General features: G+C 64.1%; 23 protein-coding genes and 1 tRNA gene. 9 read left to right on the forward strand and 15 right to left on the reverse strand.

All coding sequences use genetic code 11. The features are described 5' to 3' along the window. Positions 1 to 21: 21 nt before the first annotated feature. The 3 genes from smc (at position 22) to NO877_RS00645 (ending at position 4999) form a co-directional block, all read left to right on the forward strand. Complete coding sequence (gene smc / locus NO877_RS00635) at positions 22 to 3654, forward strand: chromosome segregation protein SMC (protein WP_256394359.1); 3633 nt, start codon at positions 22 to 24, stop codon at positions 3652 to 3654. After that, positions 3647 to 4543, forward strand: coding sequence for a segregation and condensation protein A (locus NO877_RS00640; RefSeq protein WP_256394360.1), 897 nt, complete (start codon positions 3647 to 3649; stop codon positions 4541 to 4543). The genes smc and NO877_RS00640 overlap by 8 nt, the downstream gene beginning before the upstream one ends. A 66-nt stretch (positions 4544 to 4609) precedes the next feature. Continuing rightward, positions 4610 to 4999 (forward strand): pyridoxamine 5'-phosphate oxidase family protein, encoded by a 390-nt coding sequence (locus tag NO877_RS00645; protein WP_256394361.1) that lies wholly within the window; start codon positions 4610 to 4612, stop codon positions 4997 to 4999. Here the strand turns inward: NO877_RS00645 and NO877_RS00650 are convergent. From NO877_RS00650 to NO877_RS00665, 4 genes are all read right to left on the reverse strand, one after another. Further along, on the reverse strand, positions 4996 to 5691 hold the full coding sequence (locus tag NO877_RS00650; RefSeq protein ID WP_256394362.1) for a phosphoribosyltransferase: 696 nt from the start codon (positions 5689 to 5691) through the stop codon (positions 4996 to 4998). The two genes, NO877_RS00645 and NO877_RS00650, sit on opposite strands and share 4 nt — an antisense overlap. A gap of 53 nt (positions 5692 to 5744) precedes the next feature. Then, positions 5745 to 6752, reverse strand: a complete 1008-nt coding sequence (locus NO877_RS00655) for a histone deacetylase family protein (protein ID WP_256394363.1) — start codon at positions 6750 to 6752, stop codon at positions 5745 to 5747. Continuing rightward, positions 6752 to 7183, reverse strand: a complete 432-nt coding sequence (locus NO877_RS00660) for a histone family protein (RefSeq protein ID WP_256394364.1) — start codon at positions 7181 to 7183, stop codon at positions 6752 to 6754. Before NO877_RS00660 ends, NO877_RS00655 begins: the two co-directional genes overlap by 1 nt. A gap of 102 nt (positions 7184 to 7285) precedes the next feature. Continuing rightward, positions 7286 to 8776 carry a single-stranded DNA binding protein gene (locus NO877_RS00665; protein WP_256394365.1) on the reverse strand — a complete coding sequence of 497 codons (1491 nt, stop codon included), beginning with the start codon at positions 8774 to 8776 and terminating at the stop codon, positions 7286 to 7288. A 294-nt stretch (positions 8777 to 9070) separates the two neighbouring features. Here NO877_RS00665 and NO877_RS00670 point away from each other — a divergent pair. Together NO877_RS00670 and NO877_RS00675 are read left to right on the forward strand one after the other, a co-directional pair. Continuing rightward, positions 9071 to 9143, forward strand: a tRNA-Arg gene (locus NO877_RS00670). Positions 9144 to 9409: 266 nt separating this feature from the next. Further along, a complete protein-coding gene (locus NO877_RS00675; protein ID WP_256394366.1) occupies positions 9410 to 9835 on the forward strand; it encodes an FxLYD domain-containing protein in 426 nt (141 codons plus the stop codon). 83 nt (positions 9836 to 9918) lie between these two features. On the opposite strand, the gene NO877_RS00680 is transcribed toward NO877_RS00675, so the two are convergent. Further along, on the reverse strand, positions 9919 to 10377 hold the full coding sequence (locus NO877_RS00680) for a transporter (RefSeq protein ID WP_256394367.1): 459 nt from the start codon (positions 10375 to 10377) through the stop codon (positions 9919 to 9921). A 156-nt stretch (positions 10378 to 10533) separates the two neighbouring features. Between NO877_RS00680 and dpsA the strand changes: the two genes are divergently transcribed. Continuing rightward, the gene (gene dpsA, locus NO877_RS00685) at positions 10534 to 11082 is read left to right on the forward strand and encodes a DNA starvation/stationary phase protection protein DpsA (protein WP_256394368.1); all 549 of its coding nucleotides are present in this window, start codon (positions 10534 to 10536) and stop codon (positions 11080 to 11082) included. A gap of 110 nt (positions 11083 to 11192) precedes the next feature. On the opposite strand, the gene NO877_RS00690 is transcribed toward dpsA, so the two are convergent. The 3 genes from NO877_RS00690 to NO877_RS00700 all read right to left on the reverse strand — a co-directional run bounded on the left by NO877_RS00690 (position 11193) and on the right by NO877_RS00700 (position 13232). Further along, on the reverse strand, positions 11193 to 11429 hold the full coding sequence (locus NO877_RS00690; RefSeq protein ID WP_256394369.1) for a hypothetical protein: 237 nt from the start codon (positions 11427 to 11429) through the stop codon (positions 11193 to 11195). A 61-nt stretch (positions 11430 to 11490) separates the two neighbouring features. Beyond that, positions 11491 to 12255 (reverse strand): ABC transporter permease, encoded by a 765-nt coding sequence (locus NO877_RS00695; RefSeq protein WP_256394370.1) that lies wholly within the window; start codon positions 12253 to 12255, stop codon positions 11491 to 11493. Further along, on the reverse strand, positions 12252 to 13232 hold the full coding sequence (locus tag NO877_RS00700) for an ABC transporter ATP-binding protein (RefSeq protein WP_256394371.1): 981 nt from the start codon (positions 13230 to 13232) through the stop codon (positions 12252 to 12254). Before NO877_RS00700 ends, NO877_RS00695 begins: the two co-directional genes overlap by 4 nt. A 278-nt stretch (positions 13233 to 13510) precedes the next feature. Between NO877_RS00700 and NO877_RS00705 the strand changes: the two genes are divergently transcribed. Further along, positions 13511 to 13798 (forward strand): transcriptional regulator, encoded by a 288-nt coding sequence (locus NO877_RS00705; protein ID WP_256394372.1) that lies wholly within the window; start codon positions 13511 to 13513, stop codon positions 13796 to 13798. A gap of 17 nt (positions 13799 to 13815) precedes the next feature. Here NO877_RS00705 and NO877_RS00710 read toward each other — a convergent pair whose 3' ends face one another. The 7 genes from NO877_RS00710 to NO877_RS00740 form a co-directional block, all read right to left on the reverse strand. Next, positions 13816 to 14508, reverse strand: coding sequence for a DJ-1/PfpI family protein (locus NO877_RS00710; RefSeq protein ID WP_256394373.1), 693 nt, complete (start codon positions 14506 to 14508; stop codon positions 13816 to 13818). 76 nt (positions 14509 to 14584) lie between these two features. Next, complete coding sequence (locus tag NO877_RS00715; RefSeq protein WP_256394374.1) at positions 14585 to 15835, reverse strand: HEAT repeat domain-containing protein; 1251 nt, start codon at positions 15833 to 15835, stop codon at positions 14585 to 14587. 65 nt (positions 15836 to 15900) lie between these two features. After that, positions 15901 to 18495: a heavy metal translocating P-type ATPase gene (locus NO877_RS00720; RefSeq protein WP_256394375.1), complete on the reverse strand. Its 2595-nt coding sequence runs from the start codon at positions 18493 to 18495 to the stop codon at positions 15901 to 15903. A 109-nt stretch (positions 18496 to 18604) separates the two neighbouring features. Then, on the reverse strand, positions 18605 to 18952 hold the full coding sequence (locus NO877_RS00725) for a DUF8060 family membrane protein (RefSeq protein ID WP_256394376.1): 348 nt from the start codon (positions 18950 to 18952) through the stop codon (positions 18605 to 18607). Beyond that, positions 18949 to 19947, reverse strand: a complete 999-nt coding sequence (locus NO877_RS00730; RefSeq protein ID WP_256394377.1) for a DUF7490 domain-containing protein — start codon at positions 19945 to 19947, stop codon at positions 18949 to 18951. The genes NO877_RS00725 and NO877_RS00730 overlap by 4 nt, the downstream gene beginning before the upstream one ends. Positions 19948 to 20023: 76 nt before the next feature. Then, on the reverse strand, positions 20024 to 20611 hold the full coding sequence (locus NO877_RS00735) for an AsnC family transcriptional regulator (RefSeq protein ID WP_256394378.1): 588 nt from the start codon (positions 20609 to 20611) through the stop codon (positions 20024 to 20026). Between the two features lie 81 nt (positions 20612 to 20692). Further along, entirely contained in the window at positions 20693 to 20998 is a 306-nt protein-coding gene (locus NO877_RS00740; protein ID WP_256394379.1) for a DUF8152 family protein, read from the reverse strand. A 97-nt stretch (positions 20999 to 21095) separates the two neighbouring features. On the opposite strand from NO877_RS00740, the gene NO877_RS00745 reads away from it, so the two are divergent. Beyond that, positions 21096 to 21605: an OmpH/Skp family outer membrane protein gene (locus tag NO877_RS00745; RefSeq protein WP_256394380.1), complete on the forward strand. Its 510-nt coding sequence runs from the start codon at positions 21096 to 21098 to the stop codon at positions 21603 to 21605. Positions 21606 to 21672: 67 nt separating this feature from the next. Beyond that, complete coding sequence (locus NO877_RS00750; protein WP_256394381.1) at positions 21673 to 23781, forward strand: thioredoxin domain-containing protein; 2109 nt, start codon at positions 21673 to 21675, stop codon at positions 23779 to 23781. Positions 23782 to 23943 lie beyond the last annotated feature (162 nt).

The raw sequence follows: 23943 nt of genomic DNA on the forward strand, positions 1-23943 counted from the left end.
GCAGCCACAGTCACCTACCTAATGCACATTTCAGCCCTCGTTTTGGACGGTTTCAAGAGCTTCGGGCGACCGACACGTATCCCCTTCTACGAGGATTTCACGGTCATCACCGGCCCCAACGGCTCGGGGAAGTCCAACATCATCGACGGTGTGCTGTTCGCCCTCGGCCTCGCCCGCACTCGCGGTATCCGCGCCGAGAAGCTGACCGACCTCATTTATAATCCCGGCCACGACGGCGAGGCGGAAGCCGCTGGCGGCACCCGCGAGGCCAGCGTCGAGGTGATCCTGGACAACAGCGACGGTACCCTCACCCGGGAGCAGGTCGTCACCGCCGCCGGGAGCGACCGGATCGGCGACGTCGAGGAGATCACGATCAAACGCCGGGTCAAACAGACCGACGACAACTACTATTCGTACTACTATCTCAACGACCGCTCGGTGAATCTCGGGGACATCCAGGACCTGCTCTCTCAAGCAGGCATCGCCCCCGAGGGGTACAACGTCGTGATGCAGGGCGACGTGACCGAGATCATCAACATGTCGCCGTTCCAGCGCCGCGGCATCATCGACGAGATCGCCGGCGTCGCCGAGTTCGACCAGAAGAAGGAGGCCGCCTTCGAGGAGCTCGATGCCGTCGAGGAGCGCATCAACGAGGCCACGCTCAAGATCGAAGACAAGGAAGACCGCCTCGACCAGCTGGCCGACGAACGCGAAACCGCCCTCGAATACCAGTCCCACCGCGAGGAAAAAGAGGAGTACGAGGGGTATCTGAAGGCCGCCGAACTCGAAGAGAAACGCGAGACGCTCGCCGAGATCGAGGCGAAAATAGAGTCCAAGGAGGAAACCCTCGCCGAGCGCCAGTCGACGCTCGACACCAAACAGGGTCGACTCACCCGACTCGAAGACGAACTGGCGGACCTCAACCGCGAGATCGAACGCAAGGGCGAGGACGAACAGCTCGCGATCAAACGCGAAATCGAGTCTGTCAAGGGAGAGATCGACAGACTCGAAGGGCGGATCGAGACCGCCGAGGAGCGCGTCGAGGACGCCGAAAACGAGCGTCGTAGCGCCTTCGTCGACCTCGACCGCAAGCAGGAGCAGGTCGAAGAACTCGAAGACGAGATCCGCGATCACAAAGTGAAGAAAGCCTCGATCAAGGGGACGATCCAGACCAAGGAGTCGGAACTCGCCGAGGTCGAGGCGGAAATCGAGAACGTCGACACCGAGTTCGACGAACTCAAAGCCGAATTAAGCGAGGAGAAAGTGCGGCTCGAATCGCTCAAAGCCGACGCCAACGAGGCCCAGCGTGAGAAAGATCGTCTGCTGGACGACGCCCGGCGGCGGTCGAACGAGGTCACCGAAGCACAGGAGGACCTCGAAGCCGCCCGTGAGGACCTCCCCGACCTGAAGGCTGATCTCTCGGAGCTCCACAGCGAGTTGGACAAGGCCGAAAAGAACAGGGACAAAATCGAGTCGACCATCGAGACGCTCCACGAGGAGCGCAGCGAGCTGAAGGACGAACTCGACGAGATCGACGACGACCTCCGGGAGAAACAGTCCGAATACGCCGAACTCGAAGCCCGTGCCTCCGATTCGGGCGACACCTCGTGGCCACGCGCCGTGACGACGATCCTCAACGCGAATATGGCGGGGGTCCACGGCGCGGTCGGCGATCTCGGCAGCGTCGACTCCGAGTACGCGACCGCCTGTGAGACCGCCGCCGGGGGGCGGCTCGCCAACGTCGTGGTCGACGACGACGGGGTGGGGTCGGACTGCATCGACTACCTCAAATCCAGGAACGCTGGCCGAGCGACGTTCCTCCCGATCTCGAAGATGGACAACCGCAGCCTGCCGCGGCTGCCGAACGATCCAGGAGTCGTCGATTTCGCCCGCAACCTCGTCGACTACGATGCCAAATTCGAGTCGATCTTTTCCTACGTCCTTGGTTCGACGCTCGTCGTCGAGGATATGCAGACCGCCCGGCAGTTCATGGGCGACTACCGGATGGTCACCCTCGACGGCGACCTCGTCGAGCGGTCGGGGGCGATGACCGGCGGCTCCGGCGGCGGCTCGCGGTACTCGTTTTCCCACTCCGGCGGCGGCAAACTCGAACGGATCGCCACGGAGATCGCCCAACTGGAGGACAAACGGCGCAGCCTCGATTCCGAAATCAGAGAGTTAGAGAGCGACATCGACGACGCTCGGGACCGGAAATCCGATGCGACCGAAACGGTGCGCTCGATCGAGACCGATATCGAACGCACGCGCGAAGAGATCGACGACACCGAAAGCGAGATCGAGCAGCTCGAAGAGCGACTGGAAGAAATCGAGGCCGAACGCGAAGAAGTCACTGAGGAGATGGAAGCGGTCGACGACCGGATCGAGGAACTCGAGGCCGACCGCGAGGCCGTCGAGGAGACGATCGCCGACCTCGAAGCGGAACTCGCCGATTCCAAAATCCCCGAACTCACCGCCGAGGCCGACGAGATCAAAGCCGAGATCGACGATCACAACGAGCGGATGGAGGAAGTCGACGGCCGAATCAACGAAAAACAGCTGGAACTCCAGTACGCCGAGGAGGCCATCGAAGAGCTTCACGAGACCGTCGAAACGGCCCAAAACCGGAAGGCCGAGGCCAAAGACCAGATTTCGGAACTGGAAGACCGGATAGAGGCCAAGGAAGAAACCCTCGACGAGAAGCGGGCGGCCGTCGAGGAACTCGAAAGCGAACTAGAGGAGCTCAAAGCCGACCGTGAGGACCTCAAGGCGACGGTCAAGGCGGCCACAGCCGAGCGCGACGAGGCCAAGGAGGCGGTCGCCGAGATCCAATCGACCCTCGAGAGCCACCGCGAGGAGATCGACCGTCTCCAGTGGGAGATCGACGAACTCCAGTCGGCGGTCGGCGACTACGACCCCGAGGCGATCCCCGATCACGACGAGGTCGAATCCAAGATCGAGCAGCTGACGGCGAAGATGGAAGCCCTCGAACCCGTCAACATGCTGGCGATCGAGGAGTACGACGAGGTCCAGGCGGAACTCGAGACGCTCACCGAGGGCCGTGACACGCTCGTCGAGGAGCGGGACGGTATCCGCGACCGGATCGACCAGTACGAATCCCAGAAGAAGGCCACCTTCATGGACGCCTTCGAGTCGATCAACGACCATTTCAAAAACATCTTCTCGCGGCTCTCGGCGGGGAGCGGCGAACTCGTCCTCGAAGACGAAGACGATCCCTTCGAGGGCGGTCTCACGATGAAGGCCCAGCCCGCCGACAAGCCGATTCAGCGGCTGGCGGCGATGTCCGGCGGCGAGAAGTCGCTGACCGCCCTCGCCTTTATATTCGCCATCCAGCGCCACAACCCCGCGCCGTTCTATGCGCTCGACGAGATCGATGCCTTCCTCGACGCCGTCAACGCTGAGCGCGTCGGCGAGATGGTCGACGATCTGGCGGGCGACGCCCAGTTCGTCGTCGTCTCCCACCGCTCAGCGCTCCTAGAACGCTCCGAACGCGCCATCGGCGTCACGATGCAAGACGACAACTACAGCGCCGTCACCGGGATTCAGTTCGGCGAGGATGACAGCGGCGGGGACGATGGCAGCGAGGGCGATGGCGACGACCCCGACGCGATTGAGGAGGCGACGGCCGATGACTGACGCCCCGGAGATTGCTGGCGTCGGTGGGGCGAGTGCGGACCCCTCGCCGCCCGATGAGGTCGATGACGACGAGGTCGAGCCGGTCGAACTCCTCGTCCAGTTGGCCGAGGACGGCGAGATCGACCCCTGGGATATCGACATCGTCGAGGTGACAGACGCCTTCCTCTCGAAGCTCCAGGAGACCGACCTCCGGACGACCGCCCGCGCGCTGTTCTACGCGAGCGTCCTGTTGCGGATGAAGGGCGACCAGTTGCTTGCCGATCCGGAGCCCGAGGAGCCCGAACCCGAGCCGTGGGAGCAGGCGATGACCGAAGCCGCCGACGCCGAGCCCGACTTCGACCCGGTCGACGCTCTCGAAGACGAGATGGACCGTCGGCTGGAGCGCAAAACCACCCGTGGCTCCCCCGAGACGTTGGATGAACTCGTCCGGGAGCTCCGGGAGGCCGAACGCGACAACTGGTGGAAGCGCCGCCGGGAGTACGATACCTCCGAGTCGCCACAGGGGTTCAGCCGTGGCACCCAGACCGTCGACTACCGATCGGCCGACGAGCTTCGGGAGGACAACGAGCCGACCGAAAACGACGTGACGGGAACGACCCACGCCGAGGATATCGACCGCGTGATCGAGGACGTGATCGGCGTGCTGCAGCCGCAGTTCGACAAGGGACGCGCGGAGCTCCTGTATACAGAGATCGAAACGGCGGGCGGTCGACCGTTTATGACCTACTTGGCACTTCTCTTCCTCTCGAATCGTGGCCGCATCCGGCTCCAGCAGGACGACCTGTTCGGCGACCTCTGGGTCCAGGACCCCGAAGCCGTCGAGGAGGGCGACGACGCCGAGGACACCGATACCGACCCCGAATCCGAGGTCGAACCGATCGCCGACTGACTTGCCGAACGGTGAGTCGTTTTTGTGGCCAGTCGACTTTTTATCGCGCCGCCGCTCTAGTCTGCGGTGACGGCTACTGTTCCAGAAACTGTCGAAACCCTCCTCACTTCGGAACCGTTGATTGCCCATCTGGCGACCAGTCTCAACGACCGCCCCCACGTGGTACCCGTGTGGTATCGCTACGCGGACGAAACAGTCGAGATCGTCACCGGCGGCAAAAAGCTCGACAACATCCGTATGAACCCGCGGGTCGCTCTCTCGGTTCAAAAAGACCACGCGGGCCACACCGAGTGGATGGTCTCGTTGCTCGGGACCGCAAGGATAGTCGACGACGAGGAGGCCTTTACAAATGCAAACCGCCGAATCAACGCGAAGTACGGTGCCGACGAGGACGCCTACGAGGGAAACACGCTGGTTCGGATTTCGGTCGGCTCCGCGAACTATCGGACGTATTAGCTACGGGGGAGCCGCCACTCGTCGTCGCCCGTCTGCTCGATGACGCCGCGGCGGACCATCTCGTCGAGGACCTCCTCAAGGCGGTCGGGCTGGGCGGTTTCCATCTCGATGCGGCCGATATCGTACCATTCGGCGAGCTTCCCCCTGATGGTCTCGCGGTCGACTGCCTCGGCGTCGACGGCCGACAGCACACGTTCGATGAGCTCCGAGAGGTCCTCGATGAAGTTCCACGGGTAGACAACCCACGTCCACGTGTCGAGCTCCTCGCCGACGAAATCCGGTTCGAACCGGCTCGTCCCCAGCAGCTGGAGCGTGGCTGTCCGGACGGTCCCCTCGGTGCGGTCGGTGACGTACTCGTAGGCGTACTCGATCGAGCCGCCGGTGTCGGCGATGTCGTCGACGATGAGCACGTCCTTGCCGTCGAGCGTGCCTTCAGGCATCGGATACCGGACCTGCGGCTCGTCGGCGGTCTCGCCGGTGCCGACGTAGTGTTCCATCTTGAGGCTCGTGAGGTCGTCGAGCCCGAGGAAGTCACAGAGACAGCGCCCGGCGAACCAGCCGCCGCGGGCCAAGGCGACGATGACGTCGGGCTCGAAATCGGCGGCCCGGACCTCGTCGCTGACATCTCGACAGCGGGCATACAGGTAGTCCCAGTCCGTGATGGTGCAGTTGAACGTCTCGGCGTCGTCCATACGGGCCGTAGTAAGCAGGCCCTGTTAAATCGGCTGGAACTCCACAGGAGGTGTCAGTCGAGAGCCAACTGCGTCCGGAGCTCCTCGGCGATTTCGACGGCGGGCTCGTCGGGCTCCTCCTCGCAGGCAATCGGCTCGCGGCCGTCGAACGTCTCGTGGACGATCTTGACGCCATCCGAAAGGGTATCGAGTCCGTAACCGCCCTCCAGGACGAACGCCAAGGCGGCGTCGTTGCGGTCGGCGATCGTTCGCATCCGGTCGGTCATCAGCGCATACCCCTCTGTGGAGACCCGGTGTCGGGAGATCGGGTCGTGTTGGTGGGCGTCGAACCCCGCGCTGACGATCAGCAGATCGGTGTCGAACTCCGCGAGGGCGGGGTCGAGGACTTCGTCGATGATATGGAGATAGTCGGGATCGCCGACACCGGCCGGAAGCGGCGCGTTGAGCGTCGTCCCTTCGCCGTCGCCCTCGCCGATCTCGTCGACATCGCCCGATCCGGGGTAAATCCCTTCTTCGTGAATCGAGGCATAGAAGACGTCGTCGCTGTCGTAGAAGATGTCCTGGGTACCGTTGCCGTGGTGGACGTCCCAGTCGAAGATCGCCGCGCGGTCGATCTCTCCGGCATCGATCAGGCCCTGGGCGGCGACTGCGACGTTGTTGAAAAAGCAAAAGCCCATCGCGTCGTCGCCGACGGCGTGGTGGCCCGGCGGTCGACCGACTGCAAAGGGCGTCTGTCGGCCATCGGCCCCTGTCAGGGCCTCCTCGGCGGCCCAGCGGGCGAGGCCCGCACTCTGGAGAGCCGCCTCCCAGGTCCCTTCCGAGGCGACCGTATCGCGGTCCCAGTCGCCGCCGCCATCCTCGCAGAACTCCTCGAATTCCTCGACGTAGTCGTCGGCATGAACCGAGGCGACGACCTCGCGGTCGGCGGGCGGGGCGTCATGATACTCGACGCCGTGTTGGTGCTGGAGGCCGCGTTTAATCGCCCGCAGGCGGTCGGGCGACTCGGGGTGTCGTTCGCCGGTATCGTGTTCCAGACAGGCCTCGCTGTATCCGAATCGCATTATTCAAACAGTGCAAAGTACGTCTCGATGTCGTTGGCCTGGACGGTGCGTCTGTCGGCGTGGCGGGCGAGTGTGACCGCCGCGGCGGCCACGTTGTCGGCGTAATCTTCGAGGATGTCCGCTAAGGCGATCCGGGCGTCCATCGATACCCGGTAGCTGTCGTCGATCTCTAGGCGGGCGATCCGGTCGATCGGGGCGACGGGGAGTTCGAGATCGTCGCGGTCGATGACCTGATGGACGCCGAAATCGCTCGCCATCAGGGTTTTCCGTCCGTCGGTGGTTGCCGTTGCTGCGGCCTCGACGGCGAGACTCGCCCCGTGGCGTTGAATACGCCGTGCCAACTCTTCGGCGGCATCGGCACTCACCCGGAGAGACCCCGCGTTGCGCCGGATAATAGCATCTACCGGGGCGAACGGCAACTCGACACTCATACCCAAATACGTGGGTGTGTGTCGTATAATGCTTTCCGTTACGGTCGCTCACTGGTCGTTTTCTTCGACGGTTCGACGCTCCGTGTTCGAAAAGAACAATTATTAAAACAGCTCGTCGGCGTCGATCGTTCCGTCGGTTTCGCTGCCGCGAACGGTCACCTCTTCGCCGAGCCGCAGGGTATCGCCCGTCTCGACGCTCCGTGTTTCGCTGCCGTTGTCCAGGACGACCGGATTGCCGGTCTGGACGACCGTGCCGGTGAACTCGACGACCGCCCCGGACTCCGTCGACTCGCTGCCGTCAGCTGATCCATCGTCGTCGGTCGACTCACTGTCCCCCGCTGACGCCGAGGCTCCCGCCGCCCCGCCGTCTTCGAACGCCGACAGCCCGCCCGCGGCCGCGGCGGCTTCGGCCTCGCGTTCGGTCGTTTGGGTCGGTGTCTTGGCCGCGCTCTCGCCGCCCGAACCGGATTCGAGGACGCTCACCGTCGACTGCCAGCCGCCGCTGGCTTCGAGGTCGTCCTGCCAGCCGTCCTGGATCTCGGCGTCGGTCACCAACACCTGATCGGCGAGTTCGATATCCTTGTCGGCTTTGTCGCCCCAGAGGGCGACCCGAATATCGCCGGACTCGTCTTTGAGGCGGATGTTGCGGACCTGGCCCTGCGAGCCGTCGTCGCGGTCGAAGGTGCGTTTCTCGTCGGCCTCGATGACCGCGCCAGCGATGTCGACCGTCTGGCCGATCTCGACGCCGCCGATGTCGGTCGTCTCGGGGACGTATTCGATCTCTTCGTCGAGGGGTTCGACTGCGCCACGGGAGCCGACGTGGAGTTCGAGGCTCCCGTCGCGCTCTTTGACGTAGCCGTCGACGATCTCGACGGACTCGCCCGAACTGAGCTCCTCGACCCGGTCGGCCTTCTCGTCCCACATCGTGACTCGGATTCGGCCGGTCGGATCGCCGACCGCGATGTTCGAGACCCGACCCTCCGAGCCATCGTCGCGGTCGAAGGTGCGGACAGTCCCCACGTCGAGGATCTTGCCTTTGAGATTCACATCCGAGAGGCCCAGCGTGAGGTCCTCGACGCGGTAGACATCCAGGACTTCGACGTCGACTTCGGCCTCGTCATCGGGTTCTGCCTTGTCGACGCTGACCTCGACGCCGTTGTAGCCGTCCTTGGGTCGACCGGCGATGCGGAGGACATCGCCCACGTCGAGCTGGCCGTACTGCTCGCCCTCGGGGTCGCCGACCGCCGAAATCGCCTGTTGGTCCCACATCGAGATGCGGATGCGGCCCGTGCTGTCGGCGACCTCCATGTTGACGACGTAGCCGTCCTCTTGGTCCTCGCCGTCGCGTTCGAACTCCCTGAGCTCGCCGATCGAGACGATCTTGCCGAGGAACTTCACCTCGTCCATCCCCGGTTCGATGTCGGCGATCCCGTTTACCTCCTCGTCTTTCAGTTCGTGTGCGATGAGCATGGCCGCGGTTTCCTCGTCGGCTAGCCCGCCCATCTGTTCGACCTTGTCCTCGACGGCCGCCCGAAACTCTTCGAGGGGCACGTCGGTGTCGAGGTCGTCGTAGACGTCCGCTATGACACCCATAAGTATACGCTGAGACAGGGCCAGACCGCGCATAAGCGTTGTCCTTGCGACGGTTCAAGGGGGCTGTCGACCCGGGCCGGTCGCCCCCGTATTGTTCCATCACTCGGGGGGACGTTGGGTGTGAAATCCATCGTACGGCTCGCTGTGTCGGGATCGGATAAAAACCTCCGGAGCAGTCGGAGCGCTGGCTGTCCGATGTCGAGACTCGGTCGGTTTGAGCGTGCCGTGTCGACAGTCGCCACGGGGCTGCCGTACCGTAACCGTCTTAAGTAAACCACGGGTATCAAGGAATGAGTCCCGTTAGGGTAGTGGACTATCCTATTGGCTTGCGGAGCCAGTGACCGGAGTTCAAATCTCCGACGGGACGTTCGTTCTTTCGGACTGCTTCGCTTCGCTCAGTCTCTCACGTCCCGTCTTGCTCCACGCTCACGTTCGTTCGCGTGGAACTCCGACGGGACGTTCTTCCACGGCACAACACTCTGAGAGCCCTCTGTGGCCTTGGTCTCTATACCGTAGACGGATTTTCGAGGTATAGAAACCATTATACAACCCTCTACATCCATTTGTATTATTATTCGAATCATTAATTCTCTAAATAAGTATACATTTAGCGACAGGAAATGACAGAAAGATATGAAGCGTAGACGATTGCTTGTAGCAAGCGGGACCGTGCTTACACTCACTATCGCAGGATGTAGTGGAGATACTGACGGCGACGGACGGGAACGATCAATCGGTGGAGATCGCGAATCTGGATCAGATGAGGGAGAAGGTGAATCTGAGCAAGACGTTGAACTACTTGATCACGAGCTTTATAATGAGGGCCAATTTGACGTTGGCGTTAGCGGTACCTTAGAGAACGTTTCTGGTGAAGAACTGTCCTATGTTGCGGTTGAAATATTCTTTTTAGACTCGGACGGAACTCAAATCGATGAGGGCCTCGATAACACCACTGACCTCGCTCCCGAGCGTCGCTGGGAGTTCGATGCTATGTACTTGGGCGATGAAGCAGACCGAATTGATACCTACGAAATTGAAACGGACGTCTCTAACTTCTAGTTACCGTTGTTTTGATCAGTCTCTTACTCTCGTGAACACTGGTATCCGTCGCCGACCTAATTTTTGGCGTGGTTTTGTCACCACTACAAACTGATATTGCTGGCCAACAGCCCCGCGTCGACGAGCAGAAGCACGGCGACGCCCCCGGCGGCCAGAAAGATCGGTCGCGTCGATTCGACGGCCGCCCCAACATCGTCGGCTGCGGCCGAGCCGCCGAGGCGCTTGCAGCCGACCTCAACGAGCCCGGTCAGCACGAACCACAGCACCAACATCGCCACGACGAGTTGGCCGCGGCCGGTACTGAAAAGCGACTCCGCGGTGTACCCCGTGCCTGCAAGGTGGCCGCCGGTCGCCACGAAAACGACCGCACTGATGCGGGTCAGCCACGAGAGTCGGGTCGAAATGGTCTCCATCGCAGCCGACGAGATCGAGCCCGCGGCCGACGCCGGAAGTACGGCTCCAACGACGAACAATACACTCCCGGTCCAGAGCCCGGCGAACAACACGTGGACGACCTGCATCACCGAATCGATTACTGCCATACTCGATCGATTGGACGACAGCCTGATATATGTCACTGGTCAACGCGGACTCTCCCCTTCGAGACGGGAGTATGGTAAACATATCTTTCTAAATCCCAAAAAAGCGTTTCCACAACGTCAAGCTTTAAGTGGGTGGCGACTGAATACATAGTTGTTATGAGCACGCAGAAAACCGTCCGACAGCAGTTCGGCAGCGTCGAACAGTCCGACGCGCTTCGGCTCGACGAGGACAAAGCCGAGCAGATCATCGATGCGCTGAACACCGATCTGGCCAACGCCTACGTCCTCTATCACCAGATCCACAAACACCACTGGAACGTCGAGGGCGCGGAGTTCCGCGACCTCCACCTGTTCCTCCAGGAGGCCTACGAGAACCTCGAAATGGGTGCCGACATGATCGCCGAGCGCGCCCAGGCGATCGGCGGCGTCCCGATTGCGGGCCCGGCCAACCAGGAGGAACGCGCGACCATCGAGTTCGAGGGCGAGGACGTCTACGACATCCGCACGTCGCTCGAAAACGACATGGAAGCCTACGGCGACATCATCGAGGGGATGCGCGACCACATCCAGCTGGCGGCCAATCTCGGCGACCCGACGACCGAACACCTGCTCAAGGAGATCCTCACCGACATCGAAGAGGACGCCCACCACATCGAGCACTACCTCGAAGACGACTCGCTCGTCCTCGAATCGTCGACGCACTAACTGCTCGATACACAGCACGGACGGTCGACGGAATCCCGCCACAGTTTTCCATTTTTAAAAACCGATAGCGACAGCCGGATCTGAGAGTCCTGTCGACTGTCCGGAGCCGATCAGCCCTGCAGTTTCCGGCGGAGATCGTTCGCGGTGAGCGCGCCCTGGATGAGGTAGGAGGCACCCGAGTATTTCGGCGCGATGACTGCCGCGCCGAACAACAGGGCCGCCCGCTGTTCGTTGCCGTCCTGGAGGGCGTGACCGGCTTGGGCGAGCAACGACACCGTATTCAACTGTTTGAGTCGGCTCTCGCTGAGCAGCGTTTCGACCGGAGTTGCGGCGGATTGGAGGGACATGACATACTGACCTCCGTCTCGCCAAGGGAAAAACCGCAGGACAGCCCCGACCTCGTGACTCTCAGTCGGTCCGGGGAATCGCGTAGGCACCCGCCACGAAGAGAACCACCGCGAGTGCCGCGAGGATCAGCAGATTGCCGAGGAACGGCTCGCCAGCCGCGGGCCCGTAGGTGAGCGTCCGCACGCCGCGGGCGAAGTAGGTCAGCGGCGAGAGTTCGACCAGCGGCCCGAACCAGCCGGGCAACTGGTCGAGGCTGATGAACGTATCCGAGAGGAAAAGCAAGGGCAGGGCGATGGTGTTGCTCGCGGCGATGACGCCGTCCTGAGAGTCAGCCAGTCGACCGAGGACGGCCCCGAACCCACAGAACAGGATCACTGCCAGCACGATAAACGGCACGAGCAGCGCTAACGAGGCGGTAATCGGGATCGAGGCATCGGTCAGGAGCACGACGAGCCCGAGGATGAGCAGGCTGGCCAACCCGATGATGACGGTGTTGACAGCCGTGTGGGCCACGAGCCACTCGGTCCGGCTCAGGGGTGTGGTCGCCAGTTTCTCGAACCGATTGTCGTCGCGGTGCCGGGCGATCTCGCTGCCGACCCGCGACAGCGGGGTAAACAGCACGACCGTCGCCAGATAGCCGGGGATGTAGTAGGCCGCCGGTTCGGCGAACAGCCCGCCGTCGGTCGGCTGGGTCCGGACCAGCGCGCCGAAGATCACGACCAAGATTACGGGGAAGAAGAACGTGAAGAACACCGCGGTCCGGCGGCGGAGGAAGGAGTGCCACGCGGCGACCGCCTCGGATCGAATCCGTCGACTCCGGCTCATCGGTCGCCTCCTGCTGCCGCAGGTTCGGTTGGTTCTTCGCTCGACTCTTCGGCCATCGCGCTCGCTCCCGGCGTCATCGCGCCCTCGAAGCTCTCGCCGGTGAGCTGCAAGTAGACGTCCTCCAAACTCGGTTCGGTCCACGTCAGGGTGTCGTAGCTGATGCCCGCCTCCGACAGTACCTCGACTGCATCGCCGATGTCGACCGGCGAGACGCCGTCGACGACGACCTCGCTCGGGCTCGCAGTCGCCGTAAAGTCGGCCGCAGCCAGTGCCGAGGCCGCCGCGCTGCTGGCGTCGGTCCCGATCACGAGCCGACTCCGGCCGCCGTGGTCGGCGATCAGGTCCTCGGGCGTCCCGACCGCGACGAGTTGGCCGTCCTGGAGCAACCCGACGCGATCCGAGAGCCGCTGGACCTCGGCCATCGAGTGGCTGGTGAGTACGACTGTCGTCCCACCGGCCGCCAGCGATTCGAGCAGCTCCCACAGCGCGCGCCGACCGGCGGGATCGATGCCGGTGGTCGGCTCGTCCAAGAAGAGCAGATCGGGATCGTTGACCAGCGCGGTCCCGACACAGACGCGGCGCTGTTGGCCGCCAGAGAGCGTCTCGTACCAGCTGTCGGCCGTTTCGGTGAGCCCCACATCTGCGAGGACGGCGTCGGTGTCGCGGGCGTTGTCGTACAGCCCGGCGTAGTAGTCGATCATCTCCCGGGCGGTGAGCCGCGCGGGCGGCGAAAACGACTGCGGGAGGAGGCCGACCCGCTCGCTGTCGACCGCGGTTGGCTCCGCTCCGAAGACCTCGATGTTGCCGGTCACCGGTGTCGTCCCGGTGAGCGCCCGGATGAGCGTGGTTTTCCCGGCCCCGTTCGGGCCGATCAGGCCGAACACCTCGCCTTCGGCCACCGTGAGGTCGACTCCATCGAGCGCAACGGTGTCGCCGTAGGTTTTGCCCACACCAGTGGCGACGACAGCCTCGTTCATACCGGCAGTCGGGGTGGTTCGGGCCTAAAAATTCCGTTTCGACGGTCGGTTCTCCTTCTCAGAGCCGAACCAGCTATACTGCTTCGTTACAAAGGGGGTCGTGATGGACCGTCGGGCGATCCTGTCGACTGTCGGCCTCCTCATGCTGATAGTCATCGTTATCGCGATCGGTTTTACAGTCAGCCTGGCGATCTTCCTGTAGCCACCAGCCACTGCAAGTGCCTCACCGCAGTCCCCCGACGGGATGTGTTTTTGGTTCCGTAGCCCCGAGACCGGGTATGACCGATTCGACACGACGCGAGCGGCTCGCCGAGACGCTCGGCGCGGAACCAGCGACCGCCAGCCAGCTCGCCGATACACTCGACACGCCGGTCTCGACCGTCTATCAGGACCTCAAACACGTCGCCCGGTCGGTTCGCTCCGCCGAGGACCGCGAGTTCCTGGTCGCACCGCCCGAATGCAGCAGCTGCGGGTTCAGCAACTACGACGATCCGGTCAACTACCCCTCACGGTGTCCGGAGTGCCGCAGCGAGTCGATCCAGGAGGCCGTCTTCAAAATAGAGTAGCCCGTACCGACCGGCAGTTAGGCCGGGGTTTCGACGCCGAGTTCCGCCAGCAGTGTCTCGGCGGCCGCCGCCGAGGATTCGGGGCCGCGGGCGGTGATCAAGTCGCCGTCGACCGTCACACTCGTCTCCGAATTGAGTTCGGCGTCCCAGTTGCCGCCAGCCTTGATGACTTCGTCTTCGGTCAGATACGGCAGTTTCCGGCCGTCAGGCATCAGGTCGTTGTCGTCGATAATGTCATCCTCCCACTCGTTGGGGAACCCCGTGACCTCGCGTCCCTCGACCAGATACTCGCCGTTTTCGTCGTGAGTAAAGCCGAGCAGTCCGACCGCGTGGCAGACGACCAGCGCCTTTCCTTCGTCGCCTGCGACCGCGTCGGCCAGCAGCTGGCGGGCGTGGCGGTCGGTGTTAATGTCCCAGGCAGTGCCGTGGCCGCCGGGGAAGACGACGGCGTCGTAGTCGGCCGCGTCGACCGTGGCGATCGGCTCGGGGTCGGCCAGTCGCTCGTCGTTGTTGTCGCACTCTTTGACCCGGTTGGCGACCTCCTTGCCCACCGCTTCGGGGTCGATCGATCGCTCGTCGACCACCGGCGGCTCGCCGGTCGGTGTGGCGACCGTCGCGTCGACGCCTGCCTCGTCGAGCGCCAGCAACGGCTCGATACATTCCTCGCCCCAGTAGCCCCGCTCGCTAACCACGAATAGTGCGTTCGTCATGCAGTTGTGTTTAGGACTGAAGCCGCAAAAGGAACCGTGTCGACGGGGTGGACAATTCAGTCAGCCGAAACTCGATTCAGGCGTTCGGGACGGTGGCGTCGAGCGCGCGGCGGGCCTTGTCGATCTCGGTCTGGACGATAAACGTCTCGTCGGAGCCGTGGTCGACGACGGCCTCAAGGGCGCGTTTGGTGCCGATCTGGCGGAGCGCCCACGCGGCCTGTGCGCGGACGTTCGAATCCTCGTCGGCTTTGAGGGTCTCCGAGAGCGGTTTGATCGCCCGCGTGTCGCCAAGTAGCCCCAGCGCGCGGGCGGCCTGTGGTCGGACGTTGTCGTTGTCCATCAGGAGCTTGTTCGCCAGCGGCTGGATGGCTTCCTCGTCGCCGATTTCGCCGAGCGCGCGGAAGGTGACCTTCTGGAGCGTGGGGTCGGAGTCGGCGTCAACGTACTCCACGAGGGTCTCTACTGCTTCGGTCGCGCCCATCTTGCCGAGGATCTTGATCGCCGTTTTGTCACGTTTGCCCGCCAGTTGGAGCATCTCGTCGATGGCCTCGTCGGTGGCCGCGACCGGGCCCATGCGCGCGAGCGTGTCGAGGCAGTGTTCCTCCATGAAGTCCGAATCGAGCAGGTCATACGCCAGCAGGACCATCTCGGTGTTGCCCCGCTTTTCGTGTTCCTTGAGGGCGGCCCACTCCGGCGGGTAGTCCTTGATGTGGCCCAGCACGTCGTAGTAGCCTTCCGCCCGGAGGGTCTCCCGGACGGTCAGATCCGACCACTCTTGGGCCTCGTCGAGGTCAGCATCGAGGGTGTCGACGGCTTCGACCAGCGATTCGAGCGTTTCGCTGTCCTCGTCGGGATCGAGGTCGGCGTTCGTGACCGCGAGTGCGCTGTCGCTGAGTGCGTCGAGCGCGCTATCGAGGCCAGTCACCGCGTCGTCGATCGGCGACTCCAGGATCTCGCCGACCGTCTCGGCGAACGCCGCGACGGCCTCGACGACCTCGCCTTCGCCCTGCTCGGTCCACTCGCCGTCCTCGATAGTCGGCTTGGCCGCCTCGATGTCGTCGGTGACATCCTCGGCGTAGGGACCGCGCTGGGCTTCGAGGTTGTTGCGGTAGTCCTCGATCTGGGATTCGAGTTCGTCGGCCGGGCTCTCTTCGTCGTCGGGAACCGGGAGTTCCGATTCGTCGAGTTCCGACTCGATTGCGTCGAGGTCGGCCTCGATCTCGTCGAGATCGGCCTCGGTCTCGGCGGCCTCCAGGGCTTCGCCGACGGCCTCCAGTCGCTCGGTGAGGCTGTCGACAGTCTCGGCTTCCTCGTCGCCGTTGCTCATATACCATATCTGCGTGTGAGGGTCAAAAGAGCGTTTCCATTCGGTAGCCTCCGGTTCCGCGTCCCCTATCTAAAGGGCCGCGTCACGAGCAGGTGGTAGTCCTCGTGGGGGTCGTAGCCGCGGAACAGCAGGCTGTTCGTCATTACGCTCACGCTCGATCCGGCCATCGCTAGTCCCGCCAGCGCCGGGTTCAGCAGCCCCAGCGAGGCCACGGGGATCAGCACCGCGTTGTAGCCCAGCGCCCAAAACAGGTTCTGGCGGACCTTCGACAGCGTCGCCTCCGAGAGGCGGATCGCCTTCAGCACGTCGGCGGGGTCGTCTCTCATTAGCGTCACGTCGGCGCTTTCGATAGCCACGTCGGTCCCCGAGCCGATCGCCACGCCGATGTGGGCAGTCGTCAGCGCGGGGGCGTCGTTGACGCCGTCGCCGACCATCATCACACGGCTGCCATCCGCCTGCAGATCGTCGACCTCGTCGGCCTTGTCCTCCGGCAGGACTTCCGCCCGGACGTTGTCTGGGTCGATCCCGACCTCTTTGGCGACCGCGCTCGCGGTCCGCGCGTTGTCGCCGGTCAGCATGACGACCCCGAGGCCACGCTCGCGGAGTTCGGCGACGGTCTCCTTGGCGCTCTCCCGGACCGTATCTGCGGTGGCGACGACCCCAACGAGGCGGTCATCTACGGCGACGAGCATCGCCGTTTTGCCTTCGCTCTCTAACCGTTCCATCTCCGCGGCGGCCGGTTCGGGGTCGATCCCGTTGTCGGCCATCAGTTTGCGGTTGCCGACCAGCGTCTCGCCGTACTCGCTTTCGGCGCGGACGCCGTGGCCTGGTACGTTCTCGAACTCCTCGGCCTCGGCAACAGCAACGCCACGCTCACGAGCCGCGTCGACAATTGCCTCTGCCAGCGGGTGTTCGGAGCCCGACTCCGCGCTGGCCGCGGCCCCGAGGACGAGCGATTCGTCGACCGGTGGCGCGCCGACCGGGTCGGCATCGTCGACGCGCTCGGCGACGCCGCCGTCGGTCGCGGGCTGGTCGAGGACCACGACATCCGTGAGTTCCATCTCGCCGTGGGTCAGCGTCCCCGTCTTGTCGAAGACCACGGTGTCGATGCCGCGGGCCTTTTCGAGGACGTCTGCACCTTTAAATAGGACGCCGTTGGTCGCCGAGATGGTCGAGCCCACCATCGTCGCGGCGGGCGTCGCCAGTCCGAGCGCACAGGGACAGGCGATCAGCAGCGCGCTGGCGAGGACGATCATCGAGAACTCGACGAGCGGGACCCCACCGGCCACGGGGCCACCGCCAACCGGCGACCACAGCGGCAGCGTCTCAACGAGGCCGAACAGCGCCTCGGGGAACACATACCAGAGTCCGGCCCACAGCAGGGCGTTGACGATCACCGCGGGAACGAAGTAGGCGCTCACGCGATCGGCCAGCCGCTGGATGTCGGGCTGGCGGGCCTGGGCCTCCTTGACGCGTTCGACGATCTGCTGGATCGCCGTATCCTTGCCGACACGCGTCGCTTCGACCGTCAGCACGCCGTTTTCGTTGATCGTCGAGCCGACGACCTCGTCGCCCTCGCTTTTTTCGACCGGGACGCTCTCGCCGGTCACCATCGACTCGTCGACCGCGCTCTCGCCGTCGACGACGACGCCGTCGGTCGGCACGCGCTCGCCCGGTCGGACTTTCAGGTGGTCGCCGACCTCGACATCGGCCAGCGGGATCGTTTCTTCAGTGCCGTCCTCGCGGATGACCGTTGCTTCCTCGGCTTCGAGCTCCAACAGCGATCGCAGCGCGTCGCTGGCCTGGGCCTTCGAGCGGGCTTCGAGCCAGTTGCCGAGGGTGATGAACCACAGGATGAACGCCACGGCCTCGAAGTAGAGCCCGCTGTCGACCGACAACAGGCCCAACAGGACGACCGTACTGTAAATGTAGCCGACAGACGTTCCCATCGCGACGAGGGTATCCATGTTGGCCTGGCCGTTGTTGACCGCCGCGTGGTAGGCGCCGACGAGGAACTCCTTGCCCAGCGTCGCCATCAGCAGGGTGACGAGGCCGAACTCGATCCAGCCCAGCGGTACCCCGGCGACTGTCGATGGCAGGAACTCCCCGACGAGCATCTCAGCCATCACGAGCGCGAAGGGGGCGGTCAGGAGTCCGCCGAAGACGACGAGTTTCCACTGTTTTTCCATCTCGCGTTGGGCCACCGACTCGCGTTCGGTGCCCGCTTCGTCGTCGCCCTCTTCGGGACGCACCGGCTCGTAGCCCGCCGACTCGATGGCGTCGTAGATCGCTTCGAGGTCGGTGTCGATCGGGTTGTACTCGACGGTCGCCTCGTCGGCTGCGAAGTTCACGCTGGCCTCGATAACGCCCGGTACCGACTCGATGGCCTCCTTGTTGGTCGAGGCGCAGGTGGCACACGACATCCCGCCAATCTCGACCGACAGCGTCTCCGTGACCGGCTCGTAGCCCGACTTCTCGACCGCTTCGTAGATCTCACCGAGACTCACCGCGTCGGGATCGTAGGTCACAGAGCCCTCGTCGGACGCGAAGTTGGCACTCACCTCCTCGACTCCATCGAGGTTGCCGACGGCCTCCTGGACGTTGCCGACACAGGTGGCACACGACATCCCTTCGATCTCCAATCGCGTTGTTCGACTCATGGGTGTATATACGGGCCCCTATTTCATGCGGATTGTGGTTTCAAAACGAAAGCAAAATCGGATTTTAAATTTCGATTCGACAGTCAGATCGCCGCGAAATACTACCCGTTCAGGTGATGCGGTCGAGTTGCAGCGAGATCCCACCGACACAGAGCAGCAACACGACGAGATTGAACGCCGCACGGAAGAAGACGCGGTACTCTCTGGCGATCAGTTCGTTGATGATCCCGCCGACGGCCGCATACAGCTGGACCGCCGAAACGAGGGCGAACAGGACGAGCCCCGCTAGCGCGAGGTAGTTGAGAACGCTGCGGAGATCCCGCGAGCCGAACACGGAATCCGTACTTTGTCCGCCATCGCTTCGCAGGTGGGTCGGTTCGGCTCGGTCCGAGTCGTGGGTGTCATTACTCATTGTCCAGGAGTCGTCGTTCGGTGGTGTGGCTCTCTCGTCGCTCATGCCGATCGCCTCCGGGCCAGCAGTGCCATCGCAAGCAGGGCGACGAGGCCGACCGCGAGGCCGAAGCCGGGGGTCTCTTCGCTCGTGTTCGCCTCTCCGCGATCACGGGCGGTCTCCTCGCCGGGTTCGGACTCGAAGTCCGAAGCCTCGAAGGCCACTTCCTCTTCCGTTTCGTCGGCGCTGATCCGCTCGCTCGGGTTGAGGTTGGCGACGCTCTGGGCGGAGTCGACGTGGACCCCATCGCGCCAGAGGACGGCGTCGACGTAGTAGTTGTACTCGTTGGGAACGCTCACCTCGGCGTCGACAGTGGCGGTGCGCCCGGCGCGAATGTCGCCGACGGGGACGGTCACGCGGTCGGCGACGACGTTCGACTCGGCCTGTCTGGCGGTGAACGTCACTTCGAGATCGCTGGTCTGGGCGTCACCCTCGTTGGTCAGTGCTCCCGAGAGGTCGAGGCGTACCTCGCTGTCGTCGGCCGAACCGATGGCGACCGACACCGGTTGGACCGCGCCCGTATCGGCGAACTCGACGTTCGATTCGGCGTAGGCGGGCGTCAGGGCTTCGAGGCCGCTGACGCTGCGTGTGGCGACATCGACGCGCTCGCCGTCGCGGAAGACGATCGTCTCGATCCGGTAGCCGCCCTCGCGGTCGACGGTGAGGTTGGCTCGGACCGGCGTTTCGCGGTCGCCCTCAAGCAAGCCGACGTCGACGCGCCGCTCGGTTGCGACGAGGTTCGACTCGCTGTCGGTCGCCCGGAACAGCACGGTCACGTTCTCGGTCGGGTTCCCGAAGTGGCTGAGTCTGGCCTCGACGCCCAGGGTGGCCGTCTCGCCGGTCACCGCGCCCGGCGAGATGGGGACCTCCTCGATGTCGAGATTCCCCGGCCGGAGGTCGTCGGTCGGATCGGCCAGGGCGTCGGGAACCGCGACGGCGGCGACACCCGAGGCCACGACCACGACGATGGCCGCGGCGACGACTGTCTTTTCGAGATTCATATCACAGCCGTTATCTGTTGCTTATAAATGCTTTGTGAAGAATCAAACGGCTGCTGCGGCGGCGCTTTGCTACCGGCTACGTCCCTTCTTGCAGCCGCTCGAAGCGCTCTTCGAAGTTCGCCAGACAGGAGCCACAGCAGAAGTGGTACTGGGTATCGTCGATGACGGCGGATTCGCCCTCGCTTGTGACCGCGTTGCCGCACTCGTCGCAGTCGACCGCGAGTTGGGCCTCGCCGATCCGGGGCGTCCAGGAGGCATCCGACAGCAGGCTCACGTCAATCTCCCGCAGGTGGTCTGTGTCGACGCCATCCAGGAGGCCGTCGACGCCGTCCGGCCCGAGCGTCGCGTGGACGACCACACGCGCGTCGGCGGTCACATACAAGTGTTCGATCCGCTCGCGTCCGCGGAGCCCCTCGGCGACCGCCTCGGTTCGGCCGGGGACGACCGAGAGGTCGACGAGCACCGCCACCCCTTCTCGGAGCATCGAACTGTCGAGATCCAGCGTGAATCCCTCAATGACGCCGAGATCTTCGAGACGACTGATCCGGTCGGCGACCGCAGGCGGCGAGAGATCGACGTGGTCGGCGATCTCGCTGTAGGGGCGGCGGGAGTTCTCCAGGAGAAGCCGAATAATTGTCCGGTCGGTGTCGTCGAGGTCACGCATAGGTCGACCCACGTAACCGAGACCGGTGTCGCTTACGATCCGCCTTTGGTTTCGAAACTCGATCCACGAAGGATCCGGATCTTACAAGCCGTCTCCGTCGAGGACCACCCGACAGCACTGCTTGGCGGCCTCGATGTGGTCGTCGGCGATCTCGTCGCCGGTTTCGGCAGCCGATTCGAGCAGGTCGGCGGCCTGCCGGACGCGCTTGCGGCGCGTCTCGGGATCGAGTCCCTCACTCGCCCCGTCGCGGGCGACAGCTTCGGCCTCGCCGAGCCACCGGTTCGTTGCCGGTGGGACCGGCCGTTCGGCGGTCGCGGTGAGGTGGTCGGCCAGCGCGTCGACGGCCGCCCGTGGGTCGGTCGGGATATCGGTCGGATCGTCAGTCACCTACGAAGGTACTTCGGCCGCTCGTGTAGTTGTTTCGCCGCCCGCATGTCGATCACCTCGTTTATATATGTGCGGTCGTGAGTGTCGAACTAGTCTTATGACAGACAAACCGACGGTCAATCGGCGGCGTGTTCTCGAACTCACTGGGGTCGGCACTGGTGTTGCCGTGGCAGGCTGTATGGGACAGACCGGTGGCAGTGGCGACAGTCGAGAAGTAGCCGTCTCACTACAACCGGACCAGGAGGAACTCCAAACCCGTCAACGGGAGCTCCAACAGGAGGTCTTGGCCGGAAACACGACCCAGGAGGAGGCCCAACAGGAGATCCAAACGCTGCAACAGGAGGCGCTCGCTGACGCCATCGACACCGCCGAAGACTCCTTCGGTGAGCTGGGGCTTTCGATCGAAGACCAGCTCGATTCACAAGGGCTGCTTTTGGTCTCCGGAGCGGACGGCGACATTCTCGACGCGCTCGATGAAGACGTCGTGCAAGCGATCGCCGCCGGGGGACTCTTTGAGCAGGCACGGGCAGCCCAGGAACAACAACAGCAGCAACAGCAGCAACAGCAACAACAGCCACCGACCGAAACGAACGAGTCGAGCGAGTAGTCGCCCTTCGACCGCGGTTCCGGTCCCGACACGGACCCTTTTTGCGTCTCGCTGGCCCACTAGCCGTATGAGCGATCCCCTCGCCCGCAACCGCTTGGACGACGAGGCCAGCCCGTATCTCCGCCAACACGAGGACAACCCGGTCAACTGGCAGCCGTGGGACGACACCGCCCTCGAAGCCGCCAAAGAACAGAACAAACCCATCTTCCTCTCGATCGGCTACTCGGCGTGTCACTGGTGTCACGTCATGGAAGAAGAGAGCTTCGAGGACGAAGCGGTCGCCGAACGTCTCAACGAGCACTTCGTCCCGATCAAGGTCGACCGCGAGGAGCGGCCCGACCTCGACAGTATTTATATGACGGTTTGCCAGCTGGTCACTGGCCGGGGCGGCTGGCCGCTGTCGGCCTGGCTCACCCCCGAGGGCAAGCCGTTCTACATTGGCACCTACTTCCCGCCCGAGCCGCGGGGCCAGATGCCCGGCTTCAGCGACCTCTTAGAGAAGATCAGCAGCTCCTGGAGCGACCCCGACCAGCGCGCCGAGATGAAACAGCGCGCCGAACAGTGGACCGACGGCGCACGCGACCAACTGGAGTCGACACCCGACGAACCCGGCGAGTCGCCCGGCACCGAACAGCTCGACGACGCCGTGCGGGCGGCGCTGCGGTCGGCCGACCGGGAGTTCGGCGGCTTCGGCTCCGACGGCCCGAAGTTCCCCCACCCCGGCCGGATCGATCTCCTGCTCCGCGTCTACGCCCGGAGCGGCACCACCGATGCGCTGGATGTCGCCACCACCACGCTGGACGGGATGGCGACCGGCGGCGTCTACGACCAGTTGGGCGGCGGCTTCCACCGCTATGCGGTCGACCGGGAGTGGACCGTCCCCCACTTCGAGAAGATGCTGTACGACAACGCGGGCCTCCCGCCGCTGTATCTGGCCGCCCACCAACTCACCGGCCGGGACCACTATGCCGACGTGGTTAGCGAGACCCTAACGTTCGTCGACCGCGAGCTCACCCACCCCAAGGGCGGTTTCTACAGCACCCTCGATGCTCGCAGCGGCGACGAGGAGGGAACGTTCTACGTCTGGACGCCCGCGGAGGTCGGCGACCTGCTCGATGAAGAGGATGCCGACCTGTTCTGTGACCGGTACGGAATCACCGAGGAGGGCAACTTCGAACACGGGACGACGGTGTTGAACGTCTCGGCGACCGTCGAAGATCTCGCCGACGAGTACGAGCTGCCAGTCGACGAGGTCGAGCGCCGCCTGGCCGACGCCGAGTCGGCGCTGTTCGAGGCCCGCGAGGAGCGAACCCGGCCGCCGCGCGACGAGAAGGTTCTGGCCGGGTGGAACGGGCTGATGATCTCCGCCTACGCGACGGCCGCGCAGGTGCTCGACGCCGACTACGCCGACCGGGCTACTGCCGCGCTTTCCTTTATCGAAGACGAGCTGTGGGACGCCGACAGCGGCCGACTTACCCGCCGATTTATCGACGGAGACACCAAGGGAGAGGGGTATCTCGAAGACTACGCCTTCCTCGCGCGCGGCGCGTTCGACACCTATCAGGCCACCGGCGAACTCGACCACCTCCAGTTCGCCCTCGAACTCGCCGACACCATCGTCGCGGAGTTCTGGGACCCCGAGGAGGGAACGATCTACTTCACGCCCCAGAGTGGCGAGCAGTTGGTCACCCGGCCCCAGGAGCTCGACGACCAGTCGACGCCCTCCAGTCTCGGGGTGGCGACTGATCTGCTGCTCGTCCTGGATGGGTTCGTTCCAAACGTTGACTACACCGAGATCGCCGGGCGCGTGCTTGAAACCCACGGCAACCGGATCAGCGGTAATCCGCTCCAACACGTCTCGCTGACGTTGGCCGCCGACCGCTATGCCCACGGCGGTGCGGAGCTCACCGTCGCGGCCGACGAACTCCCGATCGACTGGCACGAGGAGTTGGCCGACCGGTTCCTGCCCGGCGTCGTCCTTGCCCACCGCCCGCCGACCGAGGCGGGCCTCGACGCGTGGCTCGACCGGCTCGGGTTCGACGATGCCCCGCCGGTGTGGGCCGGACGCGAGGCGGTCGACGGCGAGCCGACTGTCTATGCCTGTCAGTCGTTCAGCTGTTCGCCGCCCGAAACCGACATCGAGCCCGCACTCGAGTGGCTCGATTCCAACCGCTGATTCTGTCTCTGAGAGACGGTTCTCGCTCGACCGCTCACGGCTCGGTCGAGACGATTTCGTCCGATACCAGCCCGGAAGCGACGCCACAGTAGGCAGTCGCTACTGGCCGAACCGCCGGGCTCGGCGTGGATTCCCAATCAGTAGGATTAGTGCGATACCGTT

The sequence above is a fragment of the Halohasta litorea genome (assembly GCF_024494645.1).
In the GTDB taxonomy this organism is placed as follows: domain Archaea; phylum Halobacteriota; class Halobacteria; order Halobacteriales; family Haloferacaceae; genus Halohasta; species Halohasta litorea.